Annotated in this window: 15 protein-coding genes; 4 read left to right on the plus strand and 11 right to left on the minus strand. The window is 72.6% G+C overall.

The features are described 5' to 3' along the window. Nucleotides 1-24: 24 nt before the first annotated feature. Complete coding sequence (locus tag ABZX11_RS47435) at nt 25-1,362, plus strand: MFS transporter (protein ID WP_354925630.1); 1,338 nt, start codon at nt 25-27, stop codon at nt 1,360-1,362. A gap of 59 nt (nt 1,363-1,421) precedes the next feature. Here ABZX11_RS47435 and ABZX11_RS47440 read toward each other — a convergent pair whose 3' ends face one another. From ABZX11_RS47440 to ABZX11_RS47470, 7 genes are all read right to left on the minus strand, one after another. Continuing rightward, nucleotides 1,422-2,843, minus strand: a complete 1,422-nt coding sequence (locus ABZX11_RS47440) for an SPFH domain-containing protein (RefSeq protein ID WP_176169673.1) — start codon at nt 2,841-2,843, stop codon at nt 1,422-1,424. 16 nt (nt 2,844-2,859) lie between these two features. Next, complete coding sequence (locus tag ABZX11_RS47445; protein WP_176169674.1) at nt 2,860-3,348, minus strand: SPFH domain-containing protein; 489 nt, start codon at nt 3,346-3,348, stop codon at nt 2,860-2,862. Next, nucleotides 3,345-3,779, minus strand: a complete 435-nt coding sequence (locus tag ABZX11_RS47450) for an NfeD family protein (RefSeq protein ID WP_176169675.1) — start codon at nt 3,777-3,779, stop codon at nt 3,345-3,347. Before ABZX11_RS47450 ends, ABZX11_RS47445 begins: the two co-directional genes overlap by 4 nt. An 84-nt stretch (nt 3,780-3,863) precedes the next feature. Next, a complete protein-coding gene (locus ABZX11_RS47455) occupies nt 3,864-4,679 on the minus strand; it encodes a DUF3097 domain-containing protein (protein WP_176169676.1) in 816 nt (271 codons plus the stop codon). Nucleotides 4,680-4,730: 51 nt separating this feature from the next. Further along, nucleotides 4,731-5,618: an aminoglycoside phosphotransferase family protein gene (locus ABZX11_RS47460; protein ID WP_354925635.1), complete on the minus strand. Its 888-nt coding sequence runs from the start codon at nt 5,616-5,618 to the stop codon at nt 4,731-4,733. After that, the gene (locus tag ABZX11_RS47465) at nt 5,603-6,400 is read right to left on the minus strand and encodes an SCO1664 family protein (protein WP_354925638.1); all 798 of its coding nucleotides are present in this window, start codon (nt 6,398-6,400) and stop codon (nt 5,603-5,605) included. The genes ABZX11_RS47460 and ABZX11_RS47465 overlap by 16 nt, the downstream gene beginning before the upstream one ends. Before the next feature lie 2 nt (nt 6,401-6,402). After that, nucleotides 6,403-6,978 (minus strand): DUF3090 domain-containing protein, encoded by a 576-nt coding sequence (locus ABZX11_RS47470; RefSeq protein WP_176169679.1) that lies wholly within the window; start codon nt 6,976-6,978, stop codon nt 6,403-6,405. A gap of 77 nt (nt 6,979-7,055) precedes the next feature. Here ABZX11_RS47470 and ABZX11_RS47475 point away from each other — a divergent pair, with 77 nt between their 5' ends. From ABZX11_RS47475 to ABZX11_RS47485, 3 genes are read left to right on the plus strand one after another with little or no spacing between them, the layout of a single operon-like run. Next, entirely contained in the window at nt 7,056-8,963 is a 1,908-nt protein-coding gene (locus ABZX11_RS47475; RefSeq protein WP_354925641.1) for a prolyl oligopeptidase family serine peptidase, read from the plus strand. Continuing rightward, nucleotides 8,960-9,859 carry an LD-carboxypeptidase gene (locus ABZX11_RS47480; RefSeq protein WP_176169681.1) on the plus strand — a complete coding sequence of 300 codons (900 nt, stop codon included), beginning with the start codon at nt 8,960-8,962 and terminating at the stop codon, nt 9,857-9,859. The genes ABZX11_RS47475 and ABZX11_RS47480 overlap by 4 nt, the downstream gene beginning before the upstream one ends. A 2-nt stretch (nt 9,860-9,861) precedes the next feature. Next, nucleotides 9,862-10,263 carry a TIGR03668 family PPOX class F420-dependent oxidoreductase gene (locus ABZX11_RS47485; RefSeq protein ID WP_354925656.1) on the plus strand — a complete coding sequence of 134 codons (402 nt, stop codon included), beginning with the start codon at nt 9,862-9,864 and terminating at the stop codon, nt 10,261-10,263. Here the strand turns inward: ABZX11_RS47485 and mptB are convergent. The 4 genes from mptB to ABZX11_RS47505 all read right to left on the minus strand — a co-directional run. Then, on the minus strand, nt 10,260-11,795 hold the full coding sequence (mptB, locus tag ABZX11_RS47490) for a polyprenol phosphomannose-dependent alpha 1,6 mannosyltransferase MptB (protein WP_354925644.1): 1,536 nt from the start codon (nt 11,793-11,795) through the stop codon (nt 10,260-10,262). The two genes, ABZX11_RS47485 and mptB, sit on opposite strands and share 4 nt — an antisense overlap. A gap of 47 nt (nt 11,796-11,842) precedes the next feature. Beyond that, a complete protein-coding gene (locus ABZX11_RS47495) occupies nt 11,843-13,492 on the minus strand; it encodes an ABC transporter ATP-binding protein (RefSeq protein WP_354925647.1) in 1,650 nt (549 codons plus the stop codon). Then, a complete protein-coding gene (locus ABZX11_RS47500) occupies nt 13,489-14,385 on the minus strand; it encodes an ABC transporter permease (protein WP_354925650.1) in 897 nt (298 codons plus the stop codon). Before ABZX11_RS47500 ends, ABZX11_RS47495 begins: the two co-directional genes overlap by 4 nt. Continuing rightward, nucleotides 14,382-15,441: ABC transporter permease (locus ABZX11_RS47505; RefSeq protein ID WP_354925653.1), on the minus strand; the 1,060-nt coding region annotated here is incomplete at its 5' end. The genes ABZX11_RS47505 and ABZX11_RS47500, both read right to left, overlap by 4 nt.

The raw sequence follows: 15,441 nt of genomic DNA on the forward strand, positions 1-15,441 counted from the left end.
TGGGGTCACGGTTGGTTTGGGTTTTTGTTTCGGGGCGACAACTGCGCCACACCCCCGGGGCGGGCGGACCGCTGGGGGCGGGGCCGGGGGGCGGCGCGGGCCCGCGCCGTCGGCACCACCATCGAGTGGTACGACTTCTTCCTGTACAACACCGCCGCGGCCCTGGTCTTCCCGCACCTGTTCTTCCCCGCTTCGAGCGCCTACGCCGGCGCCATGCAGTCCTTCGCCACCTACGCGGTCGGGTTCGCCGCGCGGCCGGTCGGGGCCGCGATCTTCGGGCACTGGGGCGACCGGATCGGGCGCAAGGCCACCCTGATCGTCACGCTGCTGCTGATGGGCATCTCCTCCGGCGTCGTCGGGATCCTGCCCGGGACCTCCGCCATCGGCGTCGCCGCGCCGCTGATCCTCGTGCTGCTGCGGCTGGTGCAGGGCATCGCCATCGGCGGCGAGTGGAGCGGCTCGGTGCTGCTCGCCATGGAGTGGGGCGACCAGCGCAAACGCGGGCTGCTCGGCAGCTTCGCGCAGATCGGCGTGCCGGTCGGGCTGGTGCTGGGCACCGGCGGGATGACCCTGCTGTCGGCGTCGCTGTCCCCCGCCGCCTTCGACTCCTGGGGCTGGCGGATCCCGTTCCTGCTCAGCCTGGTGCTCGTCGCGGTCGGCCTGGTGATCCGGCTGAAGATCCTCGAAACGCCGATGTTCGCGAAGCTCGTGCAGAACCGGCAGACCGCCCGCACCCCGGTGCTCGACGCGATCCGGCACCACTGGCGGGAGATCCTGCTCTCGGCAGGCGTCCGGTTCAGCGAGCAGATGCCGTTCTACCTGTTCACCAGCTACGTGCTGATCTACGTCGTGTCGCGGCACGAGTTCAGCAAGACCTTCGTGCTCAACGCGGTCCTCGTCGGCGCGGCCTGCGAGCTGGCGCTGATCCCGCTGTTCTCGGCGCTGTCGGACACCTTCGGCCGCAAGCGGGTCTACCTCTGCGGGGCGGTGCTGACCGGGCTGATCGCCTTCCCGTACTTCACGATCCTGGCCCACGGCAGCCACGCGCTGGTGTTCGTCGCGGTCGTCGTGTCGTTCGTGCCGCACGCCCTGCAGTACGGCCCGCAGGCGGCGCTGATCGGCGAGAGCTTCCCGACGCACCTGCGCTACGGCGGCGCGGGGCTGGGCTACCAGCTGGCGTCGGTGTTCGCGGGCGGGCCGGCGCCGCTGCTGGCCACCTGGCTGCTGCACACGACCGGGACGCCGTACGCGATTTCCGGGTACATCATCCTGTCCGCGGTGGTCACCGTGCTGTGCGTGATCTTCCTGAAGGACCGGTCGAAGGCCGACATCGACGACGTCTCCGTCTACCAGCGCAGCTGAACCCCCGAAACGCCGTGAAGGCCGCCTCGGTGTCGAGGCGACCTTCACGGGTGGCCGGGTCAGCGGCGGGGGCCGCCGAACGGGGGCTGCTGCGGGAACGGGCCGGAGCCCGGGTTCTGCTGCTGCGGGCCGCCGAACTGGCCCGGCGGCGGGGCCTGCGGTGGCGGGCCCTGGTACTGGCCGCCCGGCGGCGGACCGGCCGGGGACTGCGGCTGCGGCAGCGCGGGCTGGCCGCTCTGCGGGGTCGGCGGCTGCTGCTGTTGCTGCGGCGCGGGGGTGACCTCGGTGCCGCGCTCCTCGTCGGCCTGCGGCTCGGGCTGCGGGCGCTCCGGGCGCGGGATCGACGGCCGCGCGGGCGGCGAGGAGGGCGCCCCGATCGCCGGGACCTCCTTGCGCGCCACCGCTTCCGCGGCCGCCACGGCCTCGGCGACCTTCGGGTCGCTCTTGGTCTCGAACCAGTCGGCGACCTCTTCGTCGTCGAGCTCGACCTTGTCGGGGACGTCGTCCTCCTTCGGCGGCTCGTACCGGAACACGCCGTCGTCGCCCGGAGCGCCGAGCGCACGGGCGAAGCCTTCGAGGGCCTTGCCGTAGTCGCTGGGGATCATCCAGACCTTGTTCGCGTCGCCCTGCGCCATCTGCGGCAGCGTCTGCAGGTACTGGTAGGCCAGCACCTCCGGGGTCGGGCGGCCGGCCTTGATCGCGGCGAACACCTTCTCGATCGCCTTCGCCTGGCCCTGCGCCTGCAGGTAGCGCGCGGCCCGCTCACCCTGGGCCCGCAGGATCCGCGACTGCCGCTCGGCCTCGGCGGCGAGGATGGTCGCCTGGCGGGCACCTTCGGCGGCGAGGATCTGGCTCTGCTTCTGGCCTTCCGCGGTCTTGATCGCCGACTCCCGCTGGCCTTCCGCGGTGAGGATCATGGCGCGCTTCTCGCGGTCGGCGCGCATCTGCTTCTCCATCGAGTCCTGGATGGACGGCGGCGGGTCGATCGCCTTCAGCTCGACGCGGGCGACGCGGATGCCCCAGCGTCCGGTGGCTTCGTCGAGCACGCCGCGCAGCTGGCTGTTGATGGAGTCGCGGGAGGTCAGGGTCTGCTCGAGGCTCATGCCACCGACCACGTTGCGCAGCGTGGTGGTGGTCAGCTGCTCGACACCGACGATGTAGTTGGAGATCTCGTACACCGCGGCACGCGAATCGGTGACCTGGAAGTACACGACCGTGTCGATCGACACCGTCAGGTTGTCCTCGGTGATCACCGGCTGCGGCGGGAACGAGACGACCTGCTCGCGCAGGTCGATCCGGGCGCGCACCTTGTCCAGGAACGGCACGAGGATGTTGAGGCCGGGCGAGGCGACCGTGCGGAACCGGCCGAGCCGCTCGATCACGGCCGACTGCGCCTGCGGCACCACCATGACCGCCTTGGCTATCGTGATGATCACGAGCAAGGCCAGCGCTATGACCAGGCCGATCACAAATCCGGTCAAGAGAATTTCCCCTTACCTAGTACCATTCTTGCGCGGTTGACGGCGTTCCGGGTGCCGCGGGCGGGCTCACCGCGAGCTCCAGCTCCTTCGTGGTGACGCCCCAGCGGCCGGTGGTGTCGTGCAGGACCGTCCACACTGTACGGTGCAGGTCGCCGGGGGCGGTGACGGCGCGCTCGGCCGTGGTCAGGCCGGCTTCCTGCCGCAGCGCGGTGCGGGTCAGCTGTTCGATCGCCAGCGCCGGGTTCGCGATCTCGTAGGTGGCCAGCCGCGGGTCGGTGATCGCGAAGACGACCTCGAAGCCGATCATGACCTCCCGCCCGTCGCCGGCTTCGACCGGGCGGGGCGGGGCCGACAGGAGCTGCTCGCCGAGGTCGAACCGGGCGCGGACCCGGTCGGCGAACGGGACCACGACGTGGCGGCCGGGGCCGAGGACGGCGCGGAACCGCCCGCCGCGTTCGAGCACCGCGGCGTGGCCTTCGCCGACGACGACGAGTCCGAGGCTCACGGCTCGGCCGACACGACGGCGGTGGCGCCGGAGATCTCGACGACCGTGACCTGGGTACCGGGGGCGATGGGCGGGAGGTGCTCGCCGAGGCTGCGGGCCGACCAGACGTCCCCGCCCAGCTTCACCTGCCCGGTCTCGGCGTCCACTGTGGACACGACGACGGCGCGGGCGCCGATCAGCGCGTCGATGCCGGTGTGGTGGACCGGCCCGCCCAGCAGGCGCCGCTTGAGCGCGGGGCGGACCAGCAGGAGCATGCCGACGGAGGCGACGGCGAACACCGCGACGTCGATGACCAGGTTCCCGGTGAGCACTTCGGCACCCGCGCCGAACAGCGCGGCCACGCCCAGCATGACCAGCACGAAGTCGCCGGAGACGACTTCGGCGATCACCAGGGCGATGCCGACGATCAACCAGACCAGTGCCCATGACATGGCTTCATGCTCTCAGATCGCGCCGGTTCGCACCGGCGCAGTGACGGGAAGTGACCTTGGCGTGACCTTGGACAAAACGGACATTCAGCCCTCTTCCGTCGGCTCGGTGACGAAGTCGATGAGCCGCTCCACGGCCCCGATGAGCGGGGTCTCGAGGTCGCGGAAACTGCTCACCCCGCTCAGCACACGCTGCCAGCCTTCGAAAGGTTGCCCCCAGCCGAGCGCGGCGCAGATCCCCTGCTTCCACTCGGTCCCGCGCGGGATCTTCGGCCACGCCTCGATCCCGACCGCGCCGGGCCGCACGGCCTCCCACACGTCGATGTACGGGTGACCGGTGACCAGGACGTGCTCGTCGCGGATCGCCTCGACCAGCCGCGACTCCTTGCTGCCGGGCACCAGGTGGTCGACCAGGACACCGAGCCGGCGGCCGGGGCCGGTGCCGAACTCGGCGATCCGGTCGGCGAGCACGTCGACGCCGTCGAGCGGCTCGACGACCACGCCTTCGACGCGCAGGTCGTGTCCCCAGACGCGTTCGACCAGCTCGGCGTCGTGCTTGCCTTCGACCCAGATGCGCGAGTCGCGGGCGACGCGGGCCTTCAGGCCTTCGACCCGCACCGACCCGGATGCCGAGACCCGCCGCGCCGGCGCCTTCGCCGGGGCCCGGTACGGCACCAGCGTCACCGGCTTGCCCTCCAGGAGGAAGCCGGCGGGCGCGAGCGGGAAGACGCGGTGGCGGCCTTTGGCGTCTTCGAGCACGACATTGCCGTACTCGATCTTCACCACCGCACCGCAGAAGCCGCTGGCCGGGTCCTCGACGACCAGGCCGGGTTCGGCGGGGACCTCCGGCACCTTCTTGCGGCGCGGGCCGGCGAGCACGTCGTCATAGGAGTGGGAGCGCACGACCCCGGAACCTAGTGCGCGTGGCCGCTCGAGGCGGTCATGCCACGCCGGTCAGCGCGCCATCTCCAGCAGGGCATCGGTGAACGGCGTGTGCTCACCGCGGCGCAGGGGCGGGTGGGCGGCCAGCGGAGCCAGCGCGGCGCACCACGCGCGGGCGCGGCCGGCGTCGAGGCCGGGCAGGTGCGGCCGGAGCGCTTCGAGGCCGTCGTCGAGCGTGCCACCGGCGGACAGCGGCAGGTAGAGCCAGTCGGCGAGGTCGAAGGCGGGGTCCCCGGCGCTCGGACGCGGGTCGATGGCCACCACACCGCGGCGGGGGCCGGCGTCGAGGACGTTGCCGGGGTGCAGATCGCCGTGCACGACCGCCACGGGTCCGCCTTCGGCGAGGGCGAGGGCCCGGTGGCGGGCGCGGGCCAGGAGTTCGGGTGTCAGGTGCGGTTCGGCCGCGGAGCCGGGGACGGTGCGCTCGGTGATGTCGAACATGAACGTCACGCGATCGGTCAAGGGCGGCAGGCCCGGCGGGGGTGCGACCGCGTGCAGCTCGGTGAGCAGGGCGCCGATCTCCGGCCACGGGACCGGCCGGCCGCGCAGTTCGGTGCCCGGCACGAGGCCTTCGAGCAGGATCGCCCCGGCGGCGAGGTCGGTGTCCAGCACTTGCACCGCGCGTCGGCAACCGGCCCACGCGCGCAACCCGGCGAACTCGAGCCGGGCCACCTCGGGGTCCGGCGTGAGCTTCAGGACCTGCGGGTCACCGCCGGGGTCGGTGCAGAGCAGGGTGCGGCCGGTGTTGCCCGGCCGCGCTTCGCGGACCGTGAGCTGCCACTTGGCGGTGAGGCGGGCGACGAGGTCGGGGAGCGTGTCGCACCACGGCTCGGCCAGCTCGGCACCGAAGCGGCCGACCAGCCGGGCGCGGGCTGCGTCGTCGATCAGAAGAGCGGCCACGGGATGGCTCGCCAGTCGTCACCCGGTGCGGGGAAGATGCCCTCGGCGAGCAGCACGTCGGTGCGCTCGGCCAGTGCCCGGATCTCGAACTTGGTGATGTGCTCGGCGAGGGTCGTGCCGAGGCCGCCGTCGATTTCGGACCGCAGCTTGCGCAGCTTCTCGACGGTGTCCGGCGGCACCGGTTCGCCGATCCAGCCCCACAGGACGGTCCGCAGCTTCGGGTCGGTGTGCAGGCAGATGCCGTGGTCGACGCCGTAGACGCGGCCGTCGACGCCGGGCAGGAGGTGCCCGCCCTTGCGGTCGGTGTTGTTGGCGATGATGTCGAGCACGGCGAGTTCGCGCAGGCCGGGGTGGTCGGCGTGGGCCAGCACCGCGGGTTCGCCGAACCGGTCGTGTGCGTTCAGCACCGGACGCCAGCCGTCGGGGACGTCGTCCGGCGAGAGGACTTCCACCAGGTCGTCTTCGGTGGTTTCGATCCACAGCTGGACCATGCCGGGGCCGAACGGGCCGTCGCGCAGCACGGTCGGCGGGATCGCGCCGATGCCGGTGGTGTCGGCGATGATCGCGGTGGCGACCTCCCGCCCGGCCAGGGTGCCGTCGGGGAAGTCCCACAGCGGCCGCTCCCCCGACACCGGCTTGTAGACGACCCGGCCGGTGACGCCGTCGAGCTCGATGGCGCAGAAGAGCGTGACGTTGGAGGCGTCGACCAGCCGGCCTTCGACGTCGATGCGGCCGTGGGTGACGAGTTCGCGGGCGGTGGGGTCGGCCGGGTCAAGCGTCATGGTCAGTCTTCGCCCGCGTCGGTCTCGCGCCGGTAGCCGTTCTGCCGGGGGCAGATGTGCCCGGCCGGGTCGAGCGGCTCGGCGCACAGCGGGCACGGCTTGCGGCCGGCGTTGACGACGCGGTCGGCCCGCTCGGCGAACGCGCGGGCGGCGGCCGGGGTGAGGAAGACGCGGACGGCGTCCGGGCCTTCCTCGGTGTCGTCGAGCACGACCGTTTCGTCGACCTCGCCCTCGGTGATGGCGAGCAGCTCGATGACGACCGCGCTGCTGTCGGCGTCCCAGCCGAGGCCCATGGTGCCGACGCGGAACTCCTCCTCGACCGGCACGGTGAGCGGGTCGAGGTCGACGAGGTCCTCGGGCGCGTCGTCGGGGACGTCGGCGCCGAACCGGCTGGCGACCTCCTCCAGCAGCGAGCTCAGCCGTTCCGCGAGGACGACGACCTGCTGCTTTTCGATGGTCACGCTGATGGTGCGCACGTCCTCCGACGCCTGGAGGTAGAACGTGCGATCGCCGGGCTCGCCGACGGTGCCGGCGACGAACCGATCCGGCTGGCGGAAGACGTGGATTACGCGAGACATAGCACTGTCGACCCTAGGCCACGGGCGCATGATCGGCATCCGCCGCCCCACCGTTGGCGGGCCGCTAGCCTCGGGGGGTGTCTCGGATCTCCCCGTACGGAACCTGGTCCTCGCCCATCACCGCCGCCGAGGTGGCCGCCGCCGGCGGCGGCCCGCAGTGGCTCGACGTCGTCTCCGGAGAGGTGTGGTGGGCGGAGGCGCGACCCGGTGAACAGGGGCGGGTCGCGCTGGTCCGGGCCGTGCCGGGCGGTACCGAGGACGTGCTGCCCGCCCCGTGGAACGTCCGCAACCGGCTGCACGAGTACGGCGGCAGGCCGTGGACGGTGGCCGACGGGATCGTGGTGTTCACGCACTGGGCCGACCAGCGCGTGTACGCGCAGAGCGAAATCGGCGTGGTGGCTATCACGCCGTCCCCCGCGGAGCCGCAGGGCGTCCGCTACGGCGACCTGCGCCCCGGCCTGCCGGGTGAGGTGTGGGCCGTGCGGGAGCGCAGCACCGGGCCGCGTCCCACCGACGTCGAACGCGAACTGGTCGCGATCGGTGTGGCCGGCGGCGGCGAGCGGGTCCTGGCCGCGAGCCACCGGTTCCTGACCGCGCCGCAGCTGTCGCCGGACGGGCGGCACGCGGCCTGGTTCGGCTGGGACCACCCGCGGATGCCGTGGGACGGCACCGAGCTGTGCGTGGCGCCGGTCGAGGACGGCGGGTTCGGGCCGCACCGGGTGCTGGCCGGCGGCCCGGACGTGTCGGTGTGCCAGGTCGAATGGGAGACGCCGGCGACGCTGCTGGCGCTGGCGGACCCGGACGGCTGGTGGAACCTGCACCGGGTGGGGCTGGACGGCTCGGTGGTGAACGTGGCTCCGGTGGAACAGGAGCTGGGCGGGCCGCTGTGGAAGACGGGGTCGCGCTGGTTCGCGCCGCTGGGCGGCGGGCGGCACGCGGTGCTGTCCGCCGGACGGCTGGTGGTCCTCGACGAAGCGGACGGTTCGGTGACGCCGGTGGCCGGCGAGCTGACCGCGTGGTCTTCGACGGGGTTCGCGGTGGCCGGCGGCGAGGTCGTGGGCGTGGCGGGCGGCCCGGCCCGGGAGTCCGCCGTGGTGCGGGTGTCCGTCGACGGCGTGGTGACGGACCTGACGCCGCAGCCGGAGCTGCCCGCGGAGTTCCTGCCGGAGCCGCAGGAGCGGGTGTTCAGCACCGCGGACGGCGAGGCCGTGCCGGTGGTCCTGTACCTGCCGCGCAACCCGGAGTTCACCGCGCCCGACGGGGAGCTGCCGCCGCTGCTGGTGGACGTCCACGGCGGGCCGACCGGGCAGCACCTCGCCGCGCTGAACCTGGAGATCGCCTACTTCACCAGCCGCGGCATCGGCGTGGCGGCGGTGAACTACGGCGGGTCGACCGGGTTCGGGCGCGCCTACCGGGAGCGGCTGCGGGAGCAGTGGGGCGTGGTGGACGTCGCCGACTGCGTCGCGGTGGCCGAGGCGCTGGTGGCGGCCGGGCTGGCCGACGGGGAGCGGCTGGGGATCCGGGGCGGCAGCGCGGGCGGGTTCACCGCGGCGGCGTCGCTGACGACGACGAAGACCTACCGGGCGGGCACGGTGATGTACCCGGTGCTGGACCTGGCCGGGTGGGTCGGCGACACGCACGACTTCGAGTCGCGCTACCTCGACGGGCTGGTCGGGCCGTTCCCGCAGGTGCGGGACCGGTACGCCGAGCGTTCCCCGCTGGCGAACGTCGGGAGGCTGGCCGGGGCGGTGCTGTTCCAGCAGGGCCTGGAGGACCGGATCTGCCCGCCGGAGCAGGCCGACCGGTTCGTGGCCCGGCTGGCCGGCCGCGGGATCCCCCACGCCTACCAGCGGTTCGCCGGTGAGCAGCACGGTTTCCGGCAGGCATCGACGATCGTGGCGGCGCTGGAGGCCGAATTGTCCTTCTACGGTCAGGTGTTCGGGTTCGAGACGCCGGGTGTGGCGCGGCTGGAGCTGTCCCGGTGAGGCCGCCGCGGTTGCGGGCGGGCGACACACTCGCCCTGGTGGCGCCGGCCGGTCCGGTGCCGGCGGACCTGCTGGAGAAGGCGCTGCCGGTGCTGCGCGGCTGGGGCGTCGAGGTGCGGGTCGGGCCGTGCGTGCAGGCCGCGCCGGGGTCGCCGCCGTACCTGTCGGCGCCGGACGCGGCGCGGGCGGCGGAGTTCACCGAGGCGTGGCTGGACCCGGGGGTGCGGTGCGTGCTGGCGGCCCGCGGCGGCTACGGCGTGCAGCGGATGCTGGACCTGGTGGACTGGGCGGCGTTGCGGGCGGCGGGCCCGAAGGTGCTGGCCGGGTCGTCGGACATCACGGCGTTGCACCGGGCGGTGGACGTCCACCTCGGACTGTCCACTTTGTTCTCCCCGATGCCGGCGAGCGTGCTGTTCGACGACTTCGCGGTCGAGCACCTGCGGCGGTCGCTGTTCGAGCCGGAGCGCACCCGCGTGGTCCGCGGCGGTTCGGCGCTGGTGCCGGGCCGCGCGTCGGGGGTGCTGACGGGCGGCAACCTGTCGCTGCTGGCGGCGGGCATCGGTACCCCGGAGCACGGGTCGGCGCGGGAGGCGATCGTGGTGCTGGAGGACGTGACGGAGAGCGTGTACCGGCTGGACCGGATGCTGACGCAGCTGCTGCGCAGCGGCTGGTTCGCCGGGGTCCGCGGGATCGTCCTCGGCTCGTGGGCGGCGTGCGGTGACCCGGCGGAGGTGCGGGCGCTGCTGCTGGAGCGGCTGGGGCCGCTGGGGGTGCCGGTGGTGGAGGAGTTCGGGTTCGGGCACGTGGCGTCGTCGCCGACGTTGCCGCTGGGTGTCCCGGTGACGCTGGACGCGGACTTGGGGACGCTGACCTTCGACTCCCCCGCGTTGACGTGAGGTTGCCGCCGGAGGAGGCCCGCGCCCGGTTCGCCGGGGTGCGGGTCGCCCGGCTGGCGACGGTGTCGGCTTCGGGTGTGCCGCACCTGGTGCCGGTGACGTTCGCGGTGCGCGGGGACGTGGTGGTGTTCGCGGTGGACCACAAGCCGAAGTCCTCGGTGGCCCTGCGGCGGCTGGCGAACATCGCGGAGAACCCGTCGGTGTGCTTCCTCGCGGACGGCTACGACGAGGACTGGTCCCGGCTGTGGTGGGCACGGGCGGACGGGTCGGCACGGGTGGAGCCGCCGGGTGCGGAGCCGGTGTCGTGGCTGGTGGCGAAGTACGCGCAGTACGCCGAGCGGCCGCCGGAGCACGCGGTGGTGGTCACCGAGGTGCACACGTGGAGCGGGTGGGCGGGGAGCTAGTCGCGGAGGAACTTCTCCGGGCGGCGCCAGGCGTCGATGATGCCCAGCGGGTCCGGCCGCAGCAGGGACGCCGCCGAGTACAGGCTGGCCAGCACCACCAGGATGATGAACCACCAGTCGTACAGGGCCTGCTCGCCCGTCGGGTAGTACACCAGCGTCACGAACACCGACACCGCCACCACCAGCGCGAGGTGCCGCGGCTGCCACTTGAACGCCGAGAGCAGGACAAAACCCCAGGTCAGGTACCACGGCAGGGTCGGCGGCATGAGGATCGCCACCGCCAGCAGCGAAATGCCGGCCCGGTACACCGCCTCCGTGCCGCCGCCGCGGGCGAGCCACCACTGGCGGATGCCGATGGCGATCAGCAGGAGCATGCCCGCCGCGCGGGCGACCGTCACGAACGGGGACACCTGGACGTCGACGATCAGGTGGACCAGGTTGTAGAACACCTCGCCGATGCCGGTCGGGATGTTCAGCCAGTTCGCGATCAGCTGGGGGGCCTTCAGGCCCGACCACCAGCCGAGGTTGAGGGAGCCGAGGGAGATCCACGTGCCCGCGACGAACACCGGCAGGAACAGGCCCACCGAGGCCGCTCCGGCGCGCAGGAAGTTGCGGACCTTCGACTCGCCCGTGAGGTGGTTGGCCCAGATCCAGACCAGGAACGGCAGCGCGATCGCCGCGGTGGGCTTGATCAGCATGCCGATGGTGACCAGGACGATCGCGAGCACGTGCTTGCGTTCCAGGGCGGCGAGGACGCCGATGGTGAGGAACGCGAGCATCATCAGGTCGTTGTGCGGGCCGCCGAAGAGGTGGATCACCATCATCGGGCTGGCCACCGCGAGCCACAGCGCGATCGGGAGCTTGCCGCCGAGGTGCTTGACCAGCCGCGGGAGCGCCCACAGCGTCCCGGCCAGGCCGACGAGCAGCACGACGCGCATCAGGATGACGCCGAGGATCATGTTGTCGCCGGTGGTGGCGACCACGCCCTTGGAGATCAGCAGGAACAGCGGCCCGTACGGGGCCGGGGTGGTCTGCCAGAGCGGGTGGACGTTCTGCACCACGGTCGGCAGCACGTCGAGCTCGGCCGGGCCGTTGGCGTACGGGTCGAGCCCGTAGAGCAGCTGGGCGCCCTGGCCGAGGTAGGAGAACACGTCGCGGGTGAACAGCGGCGGCGACACCAGCAGCGGCGCCATCCAGCACCCCGCGGCGACCAGAATGGGGCGGCTGCCGATGCGGCCGGCCAGCACGTAGCGGCCGAGCCGGACCCACGCCCACACGACCATGCCGAAGCCGGTGTAGAGGACGGCGTTGGCGAGCATGCGCCCGTGGCCGTAGCGGACCCACGAGAGCGGGCCGTGGCCGAGCACCGGGTCCTTGATCAGGATGCCGCCGGCACCGAGCGCGGCGATCATCAGCAGGGTGCTGCCGACGGTGCCCATCGCGATCGTGCGGTAGGGGAATCGCGAGGGCACGCGGAGCCGCTCGGCCAGTCCGGTCGAGGGCGTCTGTGCGGGGTCGGTGGTGGTCGCCATTTCCGTTCGGAGATTACACACCGCGCTCGCGCGGAGTTCCCGCAGTATCAGGTTTCGACCGGGCGGCGCTGGGCGGTGCCGCCGGGCAGGGCGGCCAGGAGCGACTTCGTGTACTGGTGCTGCGGGTCGAGCAGGACCTGCTCGACGGTCCCGGTCTCGACCAGCTCGCCGCGGTACATCACGGCGACGCGGTCGGCGATGTTCCAGGCCAGGCCCAGGTCGTGGGTGATCACCAGTGCGGCGAGGCCGAGTTCGCGGCGCAGCCGAAGCAGCAGGGCGAGGATTTCGCCGCGCACGGACGCGTCGAGCGAGGCGACCGGCTCGTCGGCCACCACCACCGACGGTTCGAGCGCCAGTGCCCCGGCGATGACGACGCGCTGGCGCTGGCCGCCGGAGAGCTGGTGCGGCAGCCGGTCGGCGTACTTCTCCGCCGGGCGCAGCTCGGCCGCCTCCAGTGCCCGGTGGACGACCGCGCGCTCGTCGGCGAGCCGGTGGATGCGCGGTCCCTCGGCGACGGCTTCGTACACCGTGTGGCTCGGGTTGAGCGCGCTCGTCGGGTCCTGCAGGACGAGCTGGACCCGGCGGCGGTAGGCCTTGAGGCCCGCCCCGCCGGTCGGCACCGGTTCGCCGGCGTAGCGGACCACGCCGGAGTCGGGCTTCTGCAGCCCGAGCAGCGTGCGGGCCAGTGTCGTCTTCCCGGAGCCGGACTGGCCGACCAGCGCGACGATCTCGTCGCGCGCCACGGTCAGGTCGACCCCGGCGACGGCGTCGATGCGCTTGCCGGTGCGGTCGCGGAAGGACACGCGCAGGTTCTCCGCGGCCAGCAGCGGCTCGCCCGCCACCCGTTCCGGGGGTTCGGGCGGCAGCGGGTTGCTGGTGGCCGGCGCGAAGCGGGACACCGGGTCGCCGACGGTCGGGAACGCCGCGGCCAGCGCCCGCGTGTGCTCGTGGCGGGGCGAGCCCATCACCTCGGCACTCGGGCCTTCTTCGACGATCCGCCCGTCGTACATGACGGCGATGCGGTCGCAGGTGTCGGCGAGCACGGACAGGTCGTGGCTGATCATGATCAGGCCGATGTGCTGCTCGGCGACCAGCCGCGAGAGCAGGGCGAGGACCTGGGCCTGGACGATGACGTCGAGGGCGGTGGTCGGTTCGTCGGCGATGATCAGCCGGGGCGAGCAGGCCAGCGCCATGGCGATCATGACGCGCTGCTTCTGCCCGCCGGACAGCTCGTGGGGGTAGGCGCCGGCGCGGCTCGGGGGCAGGTCGACCTGGGTGAGCAGCTCGGCGACGCGGGTGTCGACTTCGGCGTCGGTGAGCGGTTTGCCGGCGGGCGGGTGCAGCCGCAGCGGTTCGGCGATCTGGGCGCCGATCCTGCGGACCGGGTTGAGCGCGTGCATGGCGCCCTGGAACACCACGGACGCCTCGGCCCAGCGGACCGCGCGCAGCCGGCCCCACTTCATGGTGGTGACGTCTTCGCCGTCGAGGCGGATTTCGCCGGTGATCTCGGCTGTGCGCGGCAGCAGCCGCAGCACGCTCATGGCGACGGTGGACTTGCCGGAGCCGGATTCGCCGGCGACGCCGAGGGTGCCGCCGGGGTCGAGGGTGAGGTCGACGCCGCGGACGGCGGGGACGGCGGTGTCCCCCACCGCGTAGGTGACGTTCAGGTCGGTGAGCTGCAGCAGTGGGGTGGTCACTTCTTCAACCTCGGGTTGAACACGGTCTCCAGGCCCCGGCCGACCAGGGTGAAGCTGAGGACGACGAGGACGATGGCGATGCCGGGCGGAAGGACGTTCCACCAGGCGCCGCGGCTGATGGCGCCGTTGTTGAGTGCGGTTTCCAGCACCAGGCCCCAGGTGATGGAGTTGGGGTCGCCGACGCCGAGAAAGGACAGGGTCGCGTCGGCGATGACGGCGTTGCCGACGACGAGGGTGGTGTTGGCCAGCACCAGCGGCATCACGCCGGGCAGGACGTGCCGTCCGATGATGTGCAGGTGGCCGCCGCCGAGGGCGTGGGCGCGCTCGATGTAGGACCGGCTCTCGATGGTCAGGGTCTGGGACCGGACGAGCCGGGCGGTCCCGGGCCAGGCGGTGAGGCCGATGGCGATGATGATCGTGCCGACGCCCTTGGGCAGCACGGCCGAGAGCGCGATGGCGAGGATCAGCGAGGGCAGCACCAGGAAGAAGTCGGTGAACCGCAGCAGGGTCGCCGACACCCAGCCGCCGAAGTGGGCGGCGGTGACGCCGATCAGGGTGCCGATGACCACCGACAGCAGCGCCGCGGAGAACCCGACGAGCAGGGAGATCCGGGTGCCCCACACGGTCATCAGCAGCACCGAGCGGCCGAAGTTTTCGGTGCCGAGCCAGAACTCGCCGCTGGGCGGGGACAGCGGCTGCCCGGTGGCCTTGGTGACGTCGAGGCCGGTCTCGTCGCTGATGAGCGGCAGGAGGAGGGCGACGAGCACGGTGGCACCGAGGACGATGAGCCCGGCGAGTGCGCCGCGTTGGCGGGCGAACTCCCGCCAGGACCCGGCCAGTGCGGCGCGGCGGCGGGCCCAGGCGATGCGCCGGGGTGTCTCGGCGGTGGTCATGAGGCACGCACCCTGGGGTCGAGCACGCGGTAGAGCAGTTCCGCGAGCAGGTTCATCAGCACGACGGCGCCGGTCAGCACGGTGAACACGCCCTGCAGCACCGGCAGGTCGGGCCCGTGCAGGGCGTCGTAGATCAGCTGGCCGAGCCCGGGCCAGCTGAACACGGCTTCGACGGTGACCGCGCCGGCCAGCACCGAGCCGAACTGCATGAACACCAGCGTGGTGGTCGGCAGCAGGGCGTTGGGGACGGCGTGGCGGCGGCGGACGAGGTCGTCGCGCAGGCCCTTGGCGCGGGCGGTGGTGAGGTAGTCGGCGTCCATCTCCCCCAGCAGCGACGACCGCATGATCAGCATGTACTGGGCGTAGAACACGGCCAGCAGCGTCACGCACGGCAGCACCAGGTGGTGCAGGACGTCGAGGGTCTGGGACACGAAGTCCGGTGCGGCGTCCGGTGAGTGCATGCCGCGGCTGGGGAACAGGCCGTTGGTCGCCACGAGCAGCATCAGGCCGAGCCAGAACTGCGGGACCGACCACAGCGTCAGCGCGAGCCCGGTCTGGCTGCGGTCGAAGAAGCTGTCGCGGCGCCAGCCGGCGCGGATGCCCAGCCACAGGCCGATGACGACGGCGAGCAGGGTGGCGCTGCCGACGAGCAGGATGGTCGGCCAGAGCCGTTCGCCGATCATGTCGGCGACCGGGCGGCCGTTGTTGAGCAGCCGGGATTCGCCGAGGTCGCCGTGCAGCAGGTCCCACAGGTAGGTGCCGAACTGGACGAAGACGGGCTTGTCGACGCCCATCTTCTCGCGCAGTTCGGCGATCTGCTGGGGGCTGGTGGGGTGGTCGCGGGTCATCGCCGCGACCGGGTCGCCGGGCAGCATCCGGAACAGGAAGAAGAACAGCACGATCACCAGCACGATGCTGATCACCGCTTCGGCGATCTTGGTGAGGACGAACCGGGCCGTGCCGGTCCCGCCGCGGGGGGGGGGGGGGGGGGGGAGCGCCCGGCCCCCGGGGGGGGGGGGGTGGGGTGTGTTATCTGGTGCGGCGCGCGGGGGGGCG

Origin of the sequence: Amycolatopsis sp. NPDC004169 (assembly GCF_040610315.1) — a bacterium.
GTDB lineage: Bacteria > Actinomycetota > Actinomycetes > Mycobacteriales > Pseudonocardiaceae > Amycolatopsis.